We start from the raw sequence: 16,991 nt of genomic DNA on the forward strand, positions 1-16,991 counted from the left end.
CTTAGTCGACAAGCCTTTGCTTTCGCTTGCGCCGAAGAGGCGCCAAAACACCATATTCGAAGCCGGCTGTATCACTGGGATAGCACGATGAAATCGCCACTGGTCGCAGATTGTGTGCAGCGCTCAATTTCTTGCTTCAGCACTTTGCCCGAAGCGTTCCTGGGTAATGGCGTAGTTGCGAAATACCAGTGCTCTGGCACCTTGAAAGGGGCAAGCCCATCGCCGACCCAGCGAGCCAATGTATCCGTTAGCCGTTTCGGGTCGAATACTTCAGCATCACGTAGCACCACGCAGGCGCCCGGCACCTGTCCATGTATCGGGTGCTCAATTGCAATCACTGCTGATTCGATCACGTCTGGATGCGCATCCAACCGGTTCTCTATTTCTACCGGATATATATTTTCCGCAGACCGGAGGATCATGTCACGAGCCCGGGAGTTTACCCAGAGCAGACCACTCTCGATACGACCGACATCGCCAGTTGCCAACCAGCGCCGATCGTCAAATACTTCCTGTGTCGCCGCGGTATTATCCCAGTATTCCAGCATCGAGAAGGGACTACGAACCCATATCTGCCCATTCTTTCCTGGCGGACACTCACGCCCTTCAGTATCACGAATCTGCAGTTCATGAAGAATGTTTACCCGACCGGTTGCGCCGGGATTATCGATAAAGTCCTGGCCACCAAACCCCACTGGTACAGAGACGGTCTCGGTGGATCCGTATCCTATCGACGGAGTACACTGCGCATTGGGAAAACGCTCTCGCAATCCTTTAAGAACAAACTCACTGATCGGCGCGCCGCCGAAGGTAATCGACCTCAACGAACTACAGTCGAACTGGTCCAGCGCGTCGCACTCAAGCACCATCGGCCCCATGCCACCCAGCAGGGTCCAAGTTGTCACTCGTTCACGTTCAATAAGATGTAGCGCTTTCTCTGCTGAAAAACGACCGCGAAGCAGCACAACGGTATCTCCCATGGCATAGGAGAACAAAATGTGCCCAGCCAGGCCCGACATGTGGAAGAAAGGAGCCACGCCGAGGATCTTAGCAGGCTGCCGTGATTCGAGGGACAGTCCCGCTGCCTCCATTCCCCGTGCGACATTGAACTGATTGGTTTGTACAAAACCGAGTTCACCACGATGCGAAATCAAAACCGCCTTGGACCGCCCTGTGGTTCCACTGGTAAACAGAATGACGGCGGGGTCATCTTCATCAATTTCAACATCGGGTAGAGTCTTTGCTGACGGCACGTCCCATAGCGGACTTTCTTCCCAGTCGATGACGTGCGTATCCAACTTCAAGTCTCGCAGTCGATCAAGCCGTTTTCTGTCACCAAGTAACAGTTTCGGTTGACTGAGCCGCCATGCATGATCAAACTCCGCTTCGGTCCACCACCCGTTCATTGCAACTGCAACCGCTCCCAGGGCTGTTACAGACCAAAATGCAATGCACCATTCGACACGATTCTCGGCAAATATCGCAACGCGATCGCCCGAACCAATACCAAACTGCTGTGAAAGCATGCGGCTGTAGCCGCAAACCAATGCGTAGTGTTCCTCATAGGTAATCCGCACATCGCCATCAACCATGTATTCCCTGTCGCCAAAGGAGAGTCCGGACAAGAGGAGCTCGCGCAAGCTCTTTTTACGATTACGAAATTGCAGGAACTTATGTCCAAGTACCGTCTCTTCGACAAGCGAAAAAGGCCCATCTTCCGTCAGCAGTTGACTTTCAGGTTGGCTTTCCAAATGGGGCACGTTCCCGCCCTCCCGGCTATACATAGTTGTGGTGTAGGTCAGCTGGATTCCGCTATGGCCTTTGCGGAAGCATAATCGGGTTTGCCGCTCGGAGATCTGGGCAGCCTTTCTGTCACAACAATGGAACGCGGCACCTTGTATCCAGCTAAGTATTGACGGCAATGCCGTTGAATATCATCCAGACCTACAGAAACACCATCGCGTGGTTGAATAACAGCTACCACTTTGCTTCCCCAGCGCTCATCCTTCACACCCACAACCAGCGCATCGAATACCGAGTCATGGGATTTCAGGACGTTCTCAACCTCTTCTGGAAATATCTTCTCCCCGCCGCTATTTATACAGTTTGACCCCCTACCAAACAGCGTGATGCTTCCATCCCCTTCGATCTGAGCCGCATCGCCAGTGAGAAGCCAGCGCCTGCCTTCAACGTCGACAAATGTTTTTTCGGTCTTTTCCGGGTCGTTATAGTAGCCTATGGGAATGAAGCCTGACCGCGCAAAAATTCCATGCTCCCCCGGCTGTGCATGACGTAACACACCGGCATCTTCTTCAACGACAATTACATCCATAAATTCCGAGCGCTGTACATTTCCCAGGCTGGAGATTCCTTTCTGCGATCCGTTGTCGGCCCCCATCTGACCTGATTCTGAAGAGCCAAAACTGTTGATGATTCGAATGCCTGGGAAATACTTCCTGAAGGCGTCTTGTTTGGAGCGAGAAAAAACAGCACCGCCTGAACTCATACTGAAGATGGAGTCTAGCTTCCAGCGTCCGGGGTTTTGGTCCAGGGCGTCGATAAGCGGGATTGCCATGGCATCACCGACGATTTGAAGCGCATTGATTTTCTCGCGTTCGCAGATATCCCACACTTGATCTCCCACCAACGAGCGGTGGTGGTTGAGAACCAGTTTGTTACCTGCCAAAAGTTGTATGCAGGCATACCACCACGATGCGCCGTGCATCAGCGGCGCCAGGGCGATACCGTTCACCGGCTGGGGTGCGATTCTCGATATGATGTCCTCTGGCGATCGACAGATTCCCTGGGCAGAGAAATGGCCGCCCCCACCCAATGCAGCAAAAAACAGGTTTCGGTGGGTCCAGATCACGCCTTTGGGATTGCCGGTCGTACCGCCCGTATACAGTATAAACAGGTCGTTTTCGCTTCGCGGCGAAAAGTCACGTGTATCGCTCTGCGCACCCAGGGCACATTCGAATTCGTCAGCTTCAATACATTCGATCGGCTCATCGCTACCGTCATCGACCGAAACAAACGCCAGGGAGCGAACAAAGGTGTCGCTGATGTCCCTGATATACGGAGTGAACTGCCGGTGATAGATACAGGCTACTAGGTCCGCGTTATCAAATATGTAACGCAGCTCCTCATCGATGTAACGATAGTTAATATTAATTGGGACTGCACGTATCTTAAAACAAGCCAATACGGCTTCGAGATACTCGATGCAGTTGTACATATAAAGGCCGACGTTGTCGCCGTTTGACACGCCTTTCGTCTGTAAATAATGCGCCAGTTTTGTAGCCCGCCTGTCCAGGTCTCTGTAGCTGACTCGCTTTTCACCACATACCAAAGCTTCACGATCAGGCACATGGTCAGACACCGCCTCGATCATATCGGCAATATTGAACTCCATCGTCATACCACCTCCTGCGCCGCGATGCTTCCACCGTCTTCCGGACGCGTCGCCACTGCTATACAGACAACAACGAGCACGCCTGCCAGTACGCCTGTCCAAACCCCTTTCAGAATCGCGTATTGCAGAGGATCAACTCCGCTTGGGAACAGCACTGACAAAAGTGCCAGCATCGCACCACCGGCGATCGACGCGGAAAGAACCGCCATGACAATGGCACTTAACCACAATCGCGAAGGAAGCCAGGAAACCCCTGCACCGGGCTGAACCACAGGCAATTCGCCACGCTGTCGTTTGCGGTAATGAATCACCAGGTTGATCCAAGAAAACAGCCACGATAGCAAAAGCCCTGTGAGCAGTATGTCCCTCACATATCCGTGTTCGCCGGTGGCCGTCAGCAACTGTAGGTCATTTAGAATCCAGTAGGCCAATGTACCGTTGATGACAAGGTTTGCCAGGAAACTGATAAGCACTTGCTTTCTTATGTAACCCTTAATGGCACTCACAACGAGTTATCCCTTGCCATTTTCATCGAGAATATATCCATAGGCATTGTTGCTCGTACCTACGCCGCGAGCGTGATACTCGCTTTTCATTCTTTCAATTGTGTCCTTCTGCAGGGAATCGGCGCTACCGGCGGTATTGAGCCCGTACAGAGCAGCACCATTCAAGCCCAGAATGGCTGACTTGATATCGCCTTCCTCGTGGCCAAGCGGTGAGAACCCATGCTTTTTCTGCATATCGTCGGGAATTTCCAGGCGACGAAGCGCTTCTATCTGCCATTGCGGTGAACCATACCAAACCGAATCCGTACCCCAGATCACATGATCCGTACCCATCCCTTTGAGTAGCGTGCCCATGAATGCTGCGCAGAATCTCGGATTGGTTACAGCTGACTGGGCGAAGGAGGATCCAATTTCGCCATAGACATTGTTGACGCCGTATTTCTGCGGAATTTCCGCGAGATCCGAGACCCAGGGTATGTATCCGGTGCGCTCAAACTCCGCCATCTCTTTGTCCGGCGGTTCCAACCAGGGGCGCAACCCGGCATGGTAGATAACAAAGTTAATGTCCGGCCAGTCGAGCGCCGCCTTCGGCACGTCATCCACCGTGGCGTAAGGCCACAGATCCGACATCTCGGTCAGGTAATTTTTGGGCAGCAGTCCTTTATGAATACATATGGTTTTTATGCCTGACTTGACCATTTTCTCATAGAACGGATACATCAGCTTCTCATCGTCAAGACGATAAGGAAGGTTTTGTGGATGGAAGGGATTTCCCACTGTGTAACCTTTCCATGCATCCGGCTTCAGGGTCTCCACCATCTTGTCTACGTCATCGAGCCAGTCATCCTGACCAGGAATGATCACACTGTGGCATAACATGCGCTGGCTACCTGCCAGGCGATTCACCAGCTCCCGCGTCAAGGCCATCTGCTTGTTGGATATCAACAGACCGGAAAGATCCCCGGAAGTTGGCGCGCTGGACACCAGGCAGACCTTGGTATCACTATCCAGGTACACTTCCTTGATGAAGTTGTCGAACCGGTACCGGTCCAGTGTCAGCCCGATATCCTGGTACATATCCGGGTTCCAGTGCTCACCTGCATAGGAGGCGTAATCCAGCATGAACTCGGTGTCAAAATCTTCATGTACAAAATGCACCTGGTCATCGAACACAAACTGACTGGCCAGTCGTTTGCGGCGCTCTTCAGCAGCATCAAGGTCTGAGGCCTCAGCGGCTTGCACATCGAAAACCGGCCCATAAACGCTGTTCATCGCGACGAATGCAGCGGCCATGCCGCTGCTGCTCTTAAGAAACTTCCTGCGACTCATTCCATGCTTCAATGCCTGTTTTTCGGCCATCTCATTGATCAGGCTCTCCACTCGACGCTGCTCGTCGGTTCGCGGCAGTGGATCATACTCTCCATTGGAGATGGAGTGGGTTGGCACCGGTGTCTTATTCGCGAGTTTGCTTGCCTGCGCGAATTTACTACGCTGTTTTCGGCTGAAGAAATCACTCATGCTAGAACCGCCTCACTATGATGGCCCGTGGTGTATTGATCAATTGCGAGGGAACCGTACCGACTGCTTCGCGTGCCAAACAGCACACTTTGAGCTGTACCAAACAGGAATTCTTCCAGCAACACATCTTCAAGCCCAAGCGTGTGAGCCTCTTTTACGCACCGCTCTATGCTCAGTACAGGGTGGTCAGATGCGAACATGACCTTCCCGCGCCCGCGGGTTTTCATAAAGTGCAGCAGCGATTGCGGAAAATGACGTGGCGCATAAGCAGATGTCATCATGTACAGATTGCGATACTTGATCATCAGACGAATCGCAAAATCCCACCAGGGGTCTGCGCCGTGCTGCATGATCAGTTTCAACTCTTTGAAATGATGACAGACCTTGTCCAGATGCATGGGATTCTGGCATTCGCTGGGCATGGGTGGCCCGCAAATGCCGGTATTGATACCGACAGGGAGATCCAGTTCAACACACTTGGTATAGAGCGGATAGTACAGCGGGTCGTTTGGTGCAATACCGCTTTGAAACGGCGCTACACGAGCCATTGCGACCGGCACATCCCTTGCCAATGCCTCCAATTCCCAGAGACCGCGCATCCCGGCTGCCAGGTCAGGAACAACAGCCAGAAATATACGTTGTGGATATTTCTCCGAAAACTCCAAAATCCACTCTTTGGGTTCCTGGAGGTTATAGGTAACCAACGATTTTTCGACGTTGTACCGATCCATCTCGGCGATCAGTTCTTCTGGAGAGATGTTGCGGAAGAAACTGTCGTCGCCCTTGAAATAGTCGTTTTTGACTGCCTGCATATACGGGACGTCCGCGGCATCCCCCATATTGACGTTGACCCAGGGGTCTATGGATTTTTTATAGTTCACGGCCACCTCACATCAGAATCATGCACGGAATATCTCATGCTCCCGCGAGGAATGCTTGACGAAACCCGTCTAACTCGCCATGCAAATAAACTCAGCGTGGAAAAGCCGCCGGCAATCCCGCTAGCGCGGCATATGCAGCATACGCTCCGCGATAATGTTCTTCTGAATTTCGCTGGTACCACCTCCCAGCGAAACGCCAAACGACCACAGCATCCAGTGCGGCCAGCGCCCCAGCGAACCGCTCAAGCTGATTCTCGAAGTCTGAAGCAACTTCATCGCCAGCCTGCCGAGTTTTTTTGTCAGTTCCGAATAGTGCAACTTCAACATAGAACCTTCTGCGCCGGGAATTCCGGATTTCTGGATCCTGGAAATAGCCATAATGGTCATCGCCTGTAAAGATCTCACCTCGGCGGCCAGTACTGCCAACTCCTCCAGGTACCGCTCGCGCCTGTGGCCCGCGGGAAGCCTGGAACATACGTCCTCACGCAGTGCTTCCACCGCCTGCGCCAGCTCAATCTGCAAAGGCATGAAGGCAGAGCCCCGCTCAAACCCGAGCTGCCCCATCGCGACCCTCCAGCCGTTGTGCAGACCACCCACCACATTGGCGATGGGTACCCGAACATCGGAATAAAATACCTCATGCAGGTCATCGCCACCTGCCATATCCTGGATAGGCCGTATGGAAATCCCGGGAGTATCCATTTTCAGGATCAGCCAGGACAAGCCTTTGTGCCGCTGCGACCCCGGGTCACTGCGTACCAGTACTTGCTGATAGTCGGAAAACCGGGCAAAGCTCGTCCAGATCTTTTGACCGTTAATCACCAGACAGTCCCCGTCTACAACGGCCTTGGTTTGAATCGCCGCCAGGTCGGATCCGGCACCGGGCTCTGAAAATCCCTGGCACCATATGGCCTCTCCGCTTAGGATTGGCGGCAGATATTGCGATTTTTGTTCATCGGTACCGAACTCAATGATGGTAGGCCCGCCGAGGTTCAGGCCATTGAACCGAAACCCCTCGTCCGGTGCGCCCGCCCTGGTATATTCCTGAAGAAAAATCAATTGCTCAATCGCATCCATCCCGCGCCCGCCGAACTCTTTTGGCCACGCGATCCCAGCCCAACCGCCTTCGTATAACTTTTGCTGCCAGCTCAGGTCAAAGGCCTTTGCCTCTTCACTCGTTGAAGGCGGCCTTGGCTGCTCCGGGACGTGCTGGGATAGCCATTCTCGAACCTGCAAACGCAGTGCCAGCTGCTGTTCTGTAAAATCAATGTTCATTATTTTTTCCTCAACAGGCGACTACTGCCATAAACACCGGGTGATCAATACTAGACGAAACGGCCTGGTATCGGACATCGGCACTCGGAATCGAATGCCGCAAAGTTGTATCAACACTAGACAGGCACACCCGGCTTACCATCCAGGACCGATTTGGTTTACGCGACAATCGCCATTGCGGCAATGCGTATTCGCAGCGGTCTGACTTCCAGGCCGTTAGAGCCCGATTCGTACCGGCGCCCACGAGGGGAACCTAATTCGGCGGGTTGGACATCGCCCAACCCTCCGGTGGCTATTGACAATCATTACTGGCTTATTGGGCTGCTCGCAACCTCGCTTCGCGTAGCGCACTTCGACGGACTTTACCCGCATCGTTGCGAAGCGGACGGTTCACGTATTCAAAGCGATGAGGTATTTTATACGGTGTAATCAGCGCTTCCAGGTGTGACTTTAGAACTTGGTCGTCCACCGAGCCCGGCTCACAGTCCACGATAGCATGTATCAACTGCTCAGATTGTTCGTCGGGCAGGCCAATGACCGCACACGACCTTACCGTGGGATATTTCTCGATCGCCCCCTCTATTTCGGCGGGATAGATGTTGCGGCCATTCACGACGATCATATCGGCACGCCGATCAGCCAGGTAGAGGTAGCCCTCGTCATCCAGGTAGCCCATATCGCCAACCGATTCCCAGCCGTCCTCGGTCCTTCTCGATTCTGTACCCCGGTAGACATAGGTCGACCCCGGTCCGGAAACAGGCATAAAGTATATCTCGCCAATCTCGCCCGGGGGGCATTCCTTGTAGGCTTTATCAAGAATTTTAATGCGGCAATACGGTAGTGGCTTACCTACCGATCCCGGGTGCTGCAACCACTCATGTCCACTGATGAAGGTGCCCCCGATACGCTCACTGGGCCCATACGCCTCATGCATGACATCCGGCCCAAGCCACTCTATCCAGGCTCGCATCAACCACCTTGGCAACGGAGCACCACCACTGATTACCATTTCCAGGCTGGAAAGGTCATAGCGTAATCGAACGTCCTCGGGTAGATTCCAGATTCTTAACATCATCGTGGGAACCAGGGTGATTCTGTCCACACGATGCCGCTCAATGAGTTGGAGAAACTGTTCGGCATCAAAGCGCCGCATAAGAACTACTGTGCAACCGTTAAGAATCCCTTGCCATACCGCGGTGAAAGGCGTTGCGTGGTATAAGGGGCCAGGTACTACAGCGGCATCTCTAGCCTGAAACAAGGACAGTACACTGCCGGCGTCCAATTCAGCTCGATTGCTCGGGATTATCAGCTTCGGAACGCCAGTGCTGCCCCCCGACGCCAATGCCCGCTCGCCCCCGACTATCGGCAAATCCGGCAGAGGCTCATCAGGCCAATCTTCGCCTGGCTCAAAGTCCGTTGGTAGACAGGTATAGTCGAGGCCGCTGGCATTGTCAGCCACAATGAGCGCAGGCCTGGCCCGCTCGGCTAGCTGTATTAACTCAGCTTGAGGCATACTGGACGATATGGGATTGGGTAATGCACCCACTTTCCAACAAGCGAGTATCGCAACCAGCACCTCGATGCCATTTGGCATCGCAAGGGTTACGACGTCGTCGTACTTGACGCCAAGACCACGATATGCCTGCGCCATTCGCGTTGAGCGCCGGTCGAGATCAGCAATCGTTAGTTGTTGCTCTTCGACATAGATGGCAACACGTTCAGGTTCTTGCGCTGCCAGTTCGGCAATTACCTGAACGTATGGCTTTGCATTATCTGACTTCATACCCGCCATTCCCACCGATTACTAAAGCCACAGACACTCATATAGTCACCGACTAACAATAGATAGTATATTAGTGCTTGGAGCTAAACAGACACTAAATAATTCCATTAAAGCCAAATCAGATTCATAATTAACCAGCAAGAGACGTCAACCCAGTGCGGAATCCATGAATTTACAGCGCAGCGATTCAAAGAACAAAATCTCGTACTACCTCAAACGGATGGCTTATCGTGGCTTCAGCGAAAGTGAAGTTTTGGATGGTTGCAGTATCCGCAGCAGTGCTAATCCATCCGAGGGTTTTCGTGCTGCGCCTGATCAATACCGGAAGGTCATCAGCAATATGCTGAGACTTACCGGCTGCGAAAGCCTCGGACTTGAACTCGGCGCGGAAATTAAAGTCAGCGACCTCGGAGTTCTCGGCTATGCGACGCTGAGCAGCACCACCCTGGCTCAGGCACGTACGGTCATTCACCGCTACCATAACCTAAATGAATACCTCGTATTACCGCTGGATCATATACACGGCAACAAGTGGACCTGTGAACTGAAGGAAATGTTTCCTCTGGGCGGACTGATTCGCTTCGCCACCGAGGAGTTTATCACTCGCGCCATGGCGCTATCTTCTACCTTGACCGACAGGGAATTCCTGCCTCTTGAAGTTCATCTTCAGTATCCCGAACCAGCTTATGGCAGTAAGTACAGCAAGATTTTCGGCTGCCCGATCTATTTTGATCAACCCAAAACACTGATTCATTTCGACGCACGTCGACTCGACGACCCCATTGTGATGGCCGACGAAGACGTCTTTTCCCTGTGCGACCAACTCTGTAGCCAACTGATCAAACAACAGCAGCACTCCGATAAAATTTCGGAGCGCATACGCTACATTCTTCTTAATATGCCAGGAAGTTTCATCGGCCTGAATGAAATGGCGGAGAAACTGTCTATCAGCCCCAGGACCCTGGCGCGGCGCTTGCGAAGCGAGGGCATTACTTACCAGGAGCTTATCAATACGCTGCGCAAAGAATTGGCACTTGAATACCTTTCATGCACCGATCTTACGCCAAAAGAAATCAGCTACGCCCTGGGATTTTCAAATGTCAGCAACTTCAGGCGCGCTTTCAAGAGCTGGACCGGGAAGAAAGTCTCCGAGTATCGGCAAGAATAGTACTATTGTCGCAACACTGTCTTTTTCGGACACATCTTACTGATACCAGCGGCTTCGGATTATGCGAGCATTTAACTCAAGATAAGCAATGAAGCAGTCGCAATGAACTATCTGCCAGATTCAGACCAAGAACAGATAATCGCCGCCTTTCAGCAGGTACTGCAAAGTAAATTTCCATTATCGAGGCTAAATCCACAATCCGGCACTGCGCCTTCTGACCTCGCGCTTTGGCCAGATCTCGCGGAACTGGGGTGGCTGGCTATCTCCTCTGAAGAAGGAATAGGCGGATCAGGGCTGACTTTGGCAGAGGAGGCCTTGCTCTTCATCGAAGCGGGAAGACACCTGCTGTCACCCCACTTTTTAGCCGGTAGCCTTGCCCTGACGTTGCTTTGCAACTCAGATATGGATCAAGTCCGGCTCTCCATCGCCAGCGGCGAAAGCATTGTCTGCCCGCTGATTGGCAACGATTTAAACACATACAATGGCAATACCGTTTCCGGCTCGTTCTATGCACTGGATGCGGAGCGTTGTGCCTATGGCTTGGTTACCGGCACTGAAGGCAGCTGCCTGGTTGCAATGAGCGCAGGAAAAGTCACCGAAGAACGCGGTATTGACGAGAGCATACCGCTATTTCGTATCGATTTCGACGGTGTGCCCCCCGTGACCGCCAGCAACAATAGTTACGTGTTTTACCAGGCTGTGGTAATGGCCGCCGCCATGGCGACCGGTGTATCCGAACGCGCACTGGCGTTATCTGTTGACTATGCAAAAGAAAGACAGCAGTTCGGCAAGCCGATTGCCTCATTCCAGGCAATGAAGCACTATTGCGCCGAAATGGCGCTACGCAGCGAAGCTGCGCTATCCCTGGTGGTGCAAGCTGCCCTGGAATTGGAAAGTTCCGACAAAGCCGCGACTTATGACAGCCTTGCGGCCAAGTGGATGGCCTGTGAGGCCGCAAGAAAAAACGCAGAGCTGGCAATACAGATTCATGGTGCAATGGGGTTTACACAAGAGATGCCAGTCCACTACCTTTACAAACGTGCCCATATACTGGAAACCTTGTTTGCGGACCAGCAAATGCTGGTTGAGCAGCTTAGCGAACAGGCGTCTCCCTCAGTATGACCCCAGTGGATATGCCGGCGCCGCGATATCGCCTCGGCGCCTACATCCGTGTGACAGCCAAGGGGCGCACGCAGTGCTGGACAACAAGATTGTACAGTTGGAAGGCCACCCGACGGTAAAGGCGTTCAGACCAGCCGATTAGCACGACTTGCTCAAAACTCCGGTATCAGGCAGGAGTGAATGGACTCGTCTCCGGGTATCTCCCGCGCAAGCGTTTTGATCGCGAGTTCCGCGTCTTTCAGCGGGAAATTATGGGTATGCATCTCCTGAAGTGGATATCGCCTCGCTTCGATGGCACGAATGGCTGATCGGTAGCCACTGGAGGTCACACCACTCGCCCCCTGAATCGTCAGCTCCTTGCCAATAACTTCGTCGCTGACGAATCCGGGGATCTCCTTGGCGCCTTTCATACCAGCCAGGACAATACGCCCACCTCGACGAGCAAAGCGAATGGCATCCGTTACCGGACGGGTGGCATAGGGAGTCAAATCGATGACGACATCGACACCGCGGCCCTGGGTCAACTCCTTGACGCGGGATTTCGCATCTTCGTTTTCAACATCGATCGTGTGGCTCGCCCCAAACAGTTTTGCCAGTCGCAGCTTTTCCGCGTCGGCAGCCAGCCCCGTGACTATTATGTCACCAGCACCCGCTTCACGGGCCGCAATAACACTCGCCAGCCCACGCTGACCTGGCCCCATTATCAATACCGATTCTCCCAACTGTGTCCGCGGAAGCTCCACCGCCCAGCGAAATCCAGCTCCCAGCGGATTGAACATTACGGCTATCTCCGCGGGTAACGCCGGATCAACGGGATGTACGATGGAATTGGCGTCGATATACATGTACTGGGAATAGGCGCCCCACAGACCTGGCCTGTAAGTAAGCGGCAAAAAGGAATACACACGGATATCGCTACACTGCTGATACTGACCGCTGTAGCAGGTATGGCAATGGTGACAGGCAATCTGTGCTTCCACGGCTACCCGATCACCGACGTCAACCTTCCATCGGCGCGCCGCCTTGTCACCTATCGCGGCTATTGTACCCAGGGGTTCGTGGCCGGGAATCGCTGGATAGGGAACTGGCAACTGGCCTTCATACTGCTCGTAGTCGCTACCACAGATACCACAGGCTTCGATCTTTAGGATCGCGCTTTCATCGTCGATATCGGGTATCGGGACGTCGCGTGCCTCCAGCGTCCTGACGCCGGTTTGTACCATAGCAAACGAGGTTTTCGGGAGCATCTTTGCAAGCCTTCGTGGAGTTTCTATCCCGGATTATCCCGCATTTGCGTGCAGCCCGGAGAGTCAAAGCCCCCCATAAACGCCTGTCTTATCCATCCACTTTACCCGCCTCATTGCGACTTTCAGCAGCTTGGAAAGCCGCTGATTCAGGCGATGGCGCGCTGCGCCTGTCGATAGCCGGACAAACCCACCCAGGCCACAGAAGCCGCCAGAGGGTAAAATACGAGTGCCACCACTGCCATTGAATAGTGCAGTGAATAGTCGTCTTTGAATACATAGTCGGTAAAAAAGGCGATACAGCTACCACCCAGCGCCAAACCAAACAGGCTCGTGGCAAACAGGAATAACGCCGATACCTGCGCCCGCATCCGGTTGGGTGTAATCAGCTGGAGCGCCGCCAGACCTACGCCAGCATGGGCAAACTGGAAAAACTGCGCGATCGCAAATAACACCATGGACAGCCAAGCGCTTGGGACTAGCGCTGCTGCGATCGACGGCAGGGCAACCGCACTGGCAATCAAGGCCACCAAACGCAAGTTTGCATCGCCAAACCCCCTTCTTTCCAGCCAGCCGGCCATGGGAGCCCCGCAGATCGTTCCCAGACAACCGCCAACAATGAACACCAGGCCAAGAAACGTGCCGCTGGCGGATTTAGACATGCCGTGTGTGCGAAAGAAAAACTCTGGAAGCCAAATTGTTACCCCGTAGCCAACAATCGCCATCATCGACATGCTGCCTATGACTCCAAAATAAGCCCGACGATAAGTGCAAAGGTGTAACCAAACGGCAGTGACCGGCACCGGATCCCCGGTATCCAGGGCTGTTTGTTTTCTAGGGGGCTCCCTAACCATCAGCAACAAAAAAGCGATGATAAACCCCGGCAAGCCGACACTGACAAAAGTCATCTGCCAGGGTTTCAATACGACGCCAAGGGCGGGAACGGAAATGGCCCCAATCGATGCGTACCACTCATACAGCCAACCACCAATCATATAGGAGCCGCCGCTACCCAGTGCAATACCGGACGCATAGATTGAGGTCGCATACTTCAGGCGTTTCGGGGGAAAGTAGTCGCCGAATAACGAATAGGCCGCCGGAGACAGCGCAGCCTCACCGACACCCACGCCAGCGCGGGCCAGAAACAAACCGGCATGAGTCTTGGCGAGACCACAGACTCCCGTCATGCAGCTCCACAAAGCTATGCCAGAAACGATAATCCACTTTCTCGAAAAGCGGTCGGCCAACCAGGCGATGGGAAAACCGAGAAAGATATAGAACAGGGTGAAAGCCCAGCCATGCAAAATACTGAACTCGAAGTCAGTGAGGGAAAACTCCTCCCGAATTGGTCCCACCATGACTGCGAGAATGTTTCTGTCTACAAAGGACAGGATATAGGCGAACACCAGCAAGGCCAGGACATAGTTAGCGACCCTTGGGTTCGGATAAGTACTCTGCTGTTCCGAAGACACGGCGAGGTACTAGCGCTCAATGCCAAGAATGGCGACGGCACAGCCGGTTGGGAAACCGCCAATATTATGTGACAGCGCAAGGGTCGCGTCTCGACGAATGGATCTCTCACCCGCCCTTTTTTGAAGCTGAAGCACGTTCTCGACCATCATTCGGACACCACTGGCGCCTGTTGGGTGACCGAAAGCCTTCAAACCGCCATCCGTATTTACTGGCAATCCCCCGTCCAGTTCAAAGTAGCCGTCGTCGATGTAGTTTTTGGCTTCACCTTTTTCAATAAAGCCAAGATCTTCATAGGAAAGCAGCTCGGTCAGCGTGAAACAATCGTGTACTTGCGCCAGATGAATCTCCTTTGCGGGATTGCTCACTCCGGCCATGGCGTAGGCTTCGCGTGCGGCATTCTCGGTTGGTTTCCATCGACGGAAATCAAAGGTTGGATCTCTGTTCGGATCCGGTGCGCAGCCGCTGCCAATACCTTTGATGTATACAGGATTGTCCCTATACGAGCGCGCCTGATCCGCCCTGGTGAGAATAACTGCGGCGCAACCGTCGGTTTGCGCCGCGCAGTCGTAAAGACCAAAGGGCCAGGATATCATCCTGCCATTCATAGCCTCTTCTACGGAAATACGTTTCTTCAGAAAGGATTTTGGCGCGAGAGACCCATTATAATGATTTTTGACAGCGATCTTTGCCAGATGCTCTTTGCCGGCCCCATACTTTTCAAAATAGGGTTGTGCACATACGGCGAACCAACCAGCCGGTGTCGCCGGAAGCCCCCTGACATCTGAAATGTTCACTGTAGGACCGGAAACGCCTCGATCTTTTGGCTTGTCATAGCCAACCACCAGGACCGTTTCATACACACCCGCAGCAATAGACATGGCTGCGGCACGCACGGCTTCCGTTCCGGTCGCGCAATAATTCATAACCGATGTCAACGGCTTGTAGAGCTTCAGGGCTTCGGAGACTTCCACCGGCCCACTTTTACTGTATAGAGAACCACAGTAGATCGCGTCGATCTGCCCCGCCGGATCATTGATACTCGCATCGTCGTAGGCTTCGTAGACCGCGTCGACGATCATATCCTCCTCGCTGCGATCCCAGTTTTCACCGAACTGACAACAGCCAACCCCTACAATCGCTACCTTGTCTTTCAAACTCATACTGCCTGGCTCTCACGCTCATCAATCGGAACACATTTCCAGAAATAGTTTGGTCGCTTGCCCGCCCGGTGGATGCATCGAAATACGAACTTGAGTTGCATTCCACATCGCAGAGCGTCTTTTTCGCATTCAGCTACCTGGATATGCATCCGCGGGCCCCTGGACTTACCGCCGTCCACCGAGTGCCGTTCGACCTCAACGATTCCAGCGAGGGTCGGCGGTTCTGGTGCCGGGAAAAATGCATCCTTCGTATAAGTGAGCAATCTCGCAAAGTCTCTCGAATAGCAGACCTCTTCCCAGCTGTCCTTCTCGCCGCATTGGCCGCAGACTCTCCCTCGCGGAAACTGATGCGTATCGCAGCTTTTGCAACGCTGGCCAACCAGGCCCAGGTTCTCCTTTGCATTTCTATATTGGACTGTCGCGGATATCCCCTGGTAATCCGCATCAGCATATTCACTATGCTGTAAGCCCTTTGCCGACAGAAAATCCTGATAGCGCAGAACCGGCTTGCGGCGCTCGAGCGCTCTCGGAACCGTGGCGTGACTGGGTGGTGCGCTGACAAGCTCAAAAGCCAACACGTCGGCGCCGTCGCCATAGCTCGCCAGGAGTATCCGATCGCCTACATTCAATGACTCGAATGCGGCCACTAGCTGAAGCAGTGCTGCGCCGACACCGATATTTCCAACACGGCCGAAGAAGGGATCCTGAACGCACTCCTTTGCCACGTTCAGCTCAGACACTGCTGTCTTGTGGCTGCGCGGGTCCGGAGCGTAGAGACACACCCGGCTGAAGTCCTTCACTTCACAGCGGTATGACTCGCAGAACTCGCGCACGGCGCTCACCAGAACATGCTGATAGCCATGCTTCTTGATAAAGCGATCTTCCCAACTATGGAGATAGCGATCGCCGGATCGCCGCCAGACGTCCATCATCTCGTTATTGGTGCTACGAGACCCGCTCAGTGCGAGCTTCACGTCATCGGCTCCAATCAAGAGCGCGACAGCGCCATCTCCAAGATCAATCTCGCCCGGGGAACCTGGCGCCACAGCCCGTTCATCGGACGCAAGGACCAGCACCCTTTTCATCTCTCCGGATTTCACCGCCGCCACGGCATACTGAATTGCGGTCGTTCCGGCCCGCAATGACTGCGCTACATCCATTGTACTGACATGGCTGGGAAGATTGAGTGCGCGCGCGACAATACTGGCGCCCTGCTTTTCATCATAGGGCGAGGATGTGCTGGCAAGGATCAGTCCGTCTATGTCAGGCCACTGTGCGTAGGCCAGACATTGACGCGCTGCCTCCACAGCCATGGTGATACTGTCTTCGTCAAACCAGGCAACGGCTCTTTCCGGCGCCGCCGCATCGTTTCGGCCACCCCGAATGACCGGCAGCGAAAGCCGCCGGTAGGGAATGCAGCAGGCGGCCGTTTCCACACCCACCATCATG

13 protein-coding genes are annotated in these 16,991 nt (G+C 53.7%); 2 read left to right on the plus strand and 11 right to left on the minus strand.

Annotated features, from left to right (window positions below):
* Positions 1-71 precede the first annotated feature (71 nt).
* The 7 genes from JYP50_RS09900 to JYP50_RS09930 form a co-directional block, all read right to left on the minus strand.
* Positions 72-1,760 (minus strand): AMP-binding protein, encoded by a 1,689-nt coding sequence (locus tag JYP50_RS09900; RefSeq protein WP_206560344.1) that lies wholly within the window; start codon positions 1,758-1,760, stop codon positions 72-74.
* Positions 1,761-1,798: 38 nt separating this feature from the next.
* On the minus strand, positions 1,799-3,418 hold the full coding sequence (locus JYP50_RS09905) for an acyl-CoA synthetase (protein ID WP_241263001.1): 1,620 nt from the start codon (positions 3,416-3,418) through the stop codon (positions 1,799-1,801).
* Complete coding sequence (locus tag JYP50_RS09910; RefSeq protein ID WP_206560345.1) at positions 3,415-3,918, minus strand: hypothetical protein; 504 nt, start codon at positions 3,916-3,918, stop codon at positions 3,415-3,417. Before JYP50_RS09910 ends, JYP50_RS09905 begins: the two co-directional genes overlap by 4 nt.
* 6 nt (positions 3,919-3,924) lie before the next feature.
* Positions 3,925-5,436, minus strand: coding sequence for an amidohydrolase family protein (locus tag JYP50_RS09915; RefSeq protein WP_206560346.1), 1,512 nt, complete (start codon positions 5,434-5,436; stop codon positions 3,925-3,927).
* Positions 5,433-6,317: an amidohydrolase family protein gene (locus JYP50_RS09920; protein WP_206560347.1), complete on the minus strand. Its 885-nt coding sequence runs from the start codon at positions 6,315-6,317 to the stop codon at positions 5,433-5,435. The genes JYP50_RS09915 and JYP50_RS09920 overlap by 4 nt, the downstream gene beginning before the upstream one ends.
* 120 nt (positions 6,318-6,437) lie before the next feature.
* Positions 6,438-7,592: an acyl-CoA dehydrogenase family protein gene (locus JYP50_RS09925; protein ID WP_206560348.1), complete on the minus strand. Its 1,155-nt coding sequence runs from the start codon at positions 7,590-7,592 to the stop codon at positions 6,438-6,440.
* Positions 7,593-7,905: 313 nt separating this feature from the next.
* The gene (locus JYP50_RS09930; RefSeq protein WP_206560349.1) at positions 7,906-9,375 is read right to left on the minus strand and encodes an AMP-binding protein; all 1,470 of its coding nucleotides are present in this window, start codon (positions 9,373-9,375) and stop codon (positions 7,906-7,908) included.
* Positions 9,376-9,541: 166 nt separating this feature from the next.
* Between JYP50_RS09930 and JYP50_RS09935 the strand changes: the two genes are divergently transcribed.
* Together JYP50_RS09935 and JYP50_RS09940 are read left to right on the plus strand one after the other, a co-directional pair.
* The gene (locus JYP50_RS09935) at positions 9,542-10,543 is read left to right on the plus strand and encodes an AraC family transcriptional regulator (protein WP_206560350.1); all 1,002 of its coding nucleotides are present in this window, start codon (positions 9,542-9,544) and stop codon (positions 10,541-10,543) included.
* 102 nt (positions 10,544-10,645) lie between these two features.
* Positions 10,646-11,665 (plus strand): acyl-CoA dehydrogenase family protein, encoded by a 1,020-nt coding sequence (locus JYP50_RS09940; RefSeq protein ID WP_206560351.1) that lies wholly within the window; start codon positions 10,646-10,648, stop codon positions 11,663-11,665.
* A gap of 152 nt (positions 11,666-11,817) precedes the next feature.
* On the opposite strand, the gene JYP50_RS09945 is transcribed toward JYP50_RS09940, so the two are convergent.
* The 4 genes from JYP50_RS09945 to JYP50_RS09960 all read right to left on the minus strand — a co-directional run bounded on the left by JYP50_RS09945 (position 11,818) and on the right by JYP50_RS09960 (position 16,990).
* Entirely contained in the window at positions 11,818-12,912 is a 1,095-nt protein-coding gene (locus tag JYP50_RS09945; protein WP_206560352.1) for a zinc-dependent alcohol dehydrogenase, read from the minus strand.
* A 146-nt stretch (positions 12,913-13,058) separates the two neighbouring features.
* Positions 13,059-14,381, minus strand: coding sequence for an MFS transporter (locus tag JYP50_RS09950; protein WP_206560353.1), 1,323 nt, complete (start codon positions 14,379-14,381; stop codon positions 13,059-13,061).
* Between the two features lie 9 nt (positions 14,382-14,390).
* Positions 14,391-15,542: a thiolase C-terminal domain-containing protein gene (locus JYP50_RS09955; protein WP_206560354.1), complete on the minus strand. Its 1,152-nt coding sequence runs from the start codon at positions 15,540-15,542 to the stop codon at positions 14,391-14,393.
* Positions 15,539-16,990, minus strand: coding sequence for a zinc ribbon domain-containing protein (locus JYP50_RS09960; RefSeq protein ID WP_241263034.1), 1,452 nt, complete (start codon positions 16,988-16,990; stop codon positions 15,539-15,541). Before JYP50_RS09960 ends, JYP50_RS09955 begins: the two co-directional genes overlap by 4 nt.
* Between the last annotated feature and the right edge of the window lies 1 nt (position 16,991).

This window comes from Parahaliea mediterranea (assembly GCF_017255185.1).
Classification (GTDB): Bacteria; Pseudomonadota; Gammaproteobacteria; order Pseudomonadales; family Halieaceae; genus JAFKCZ01.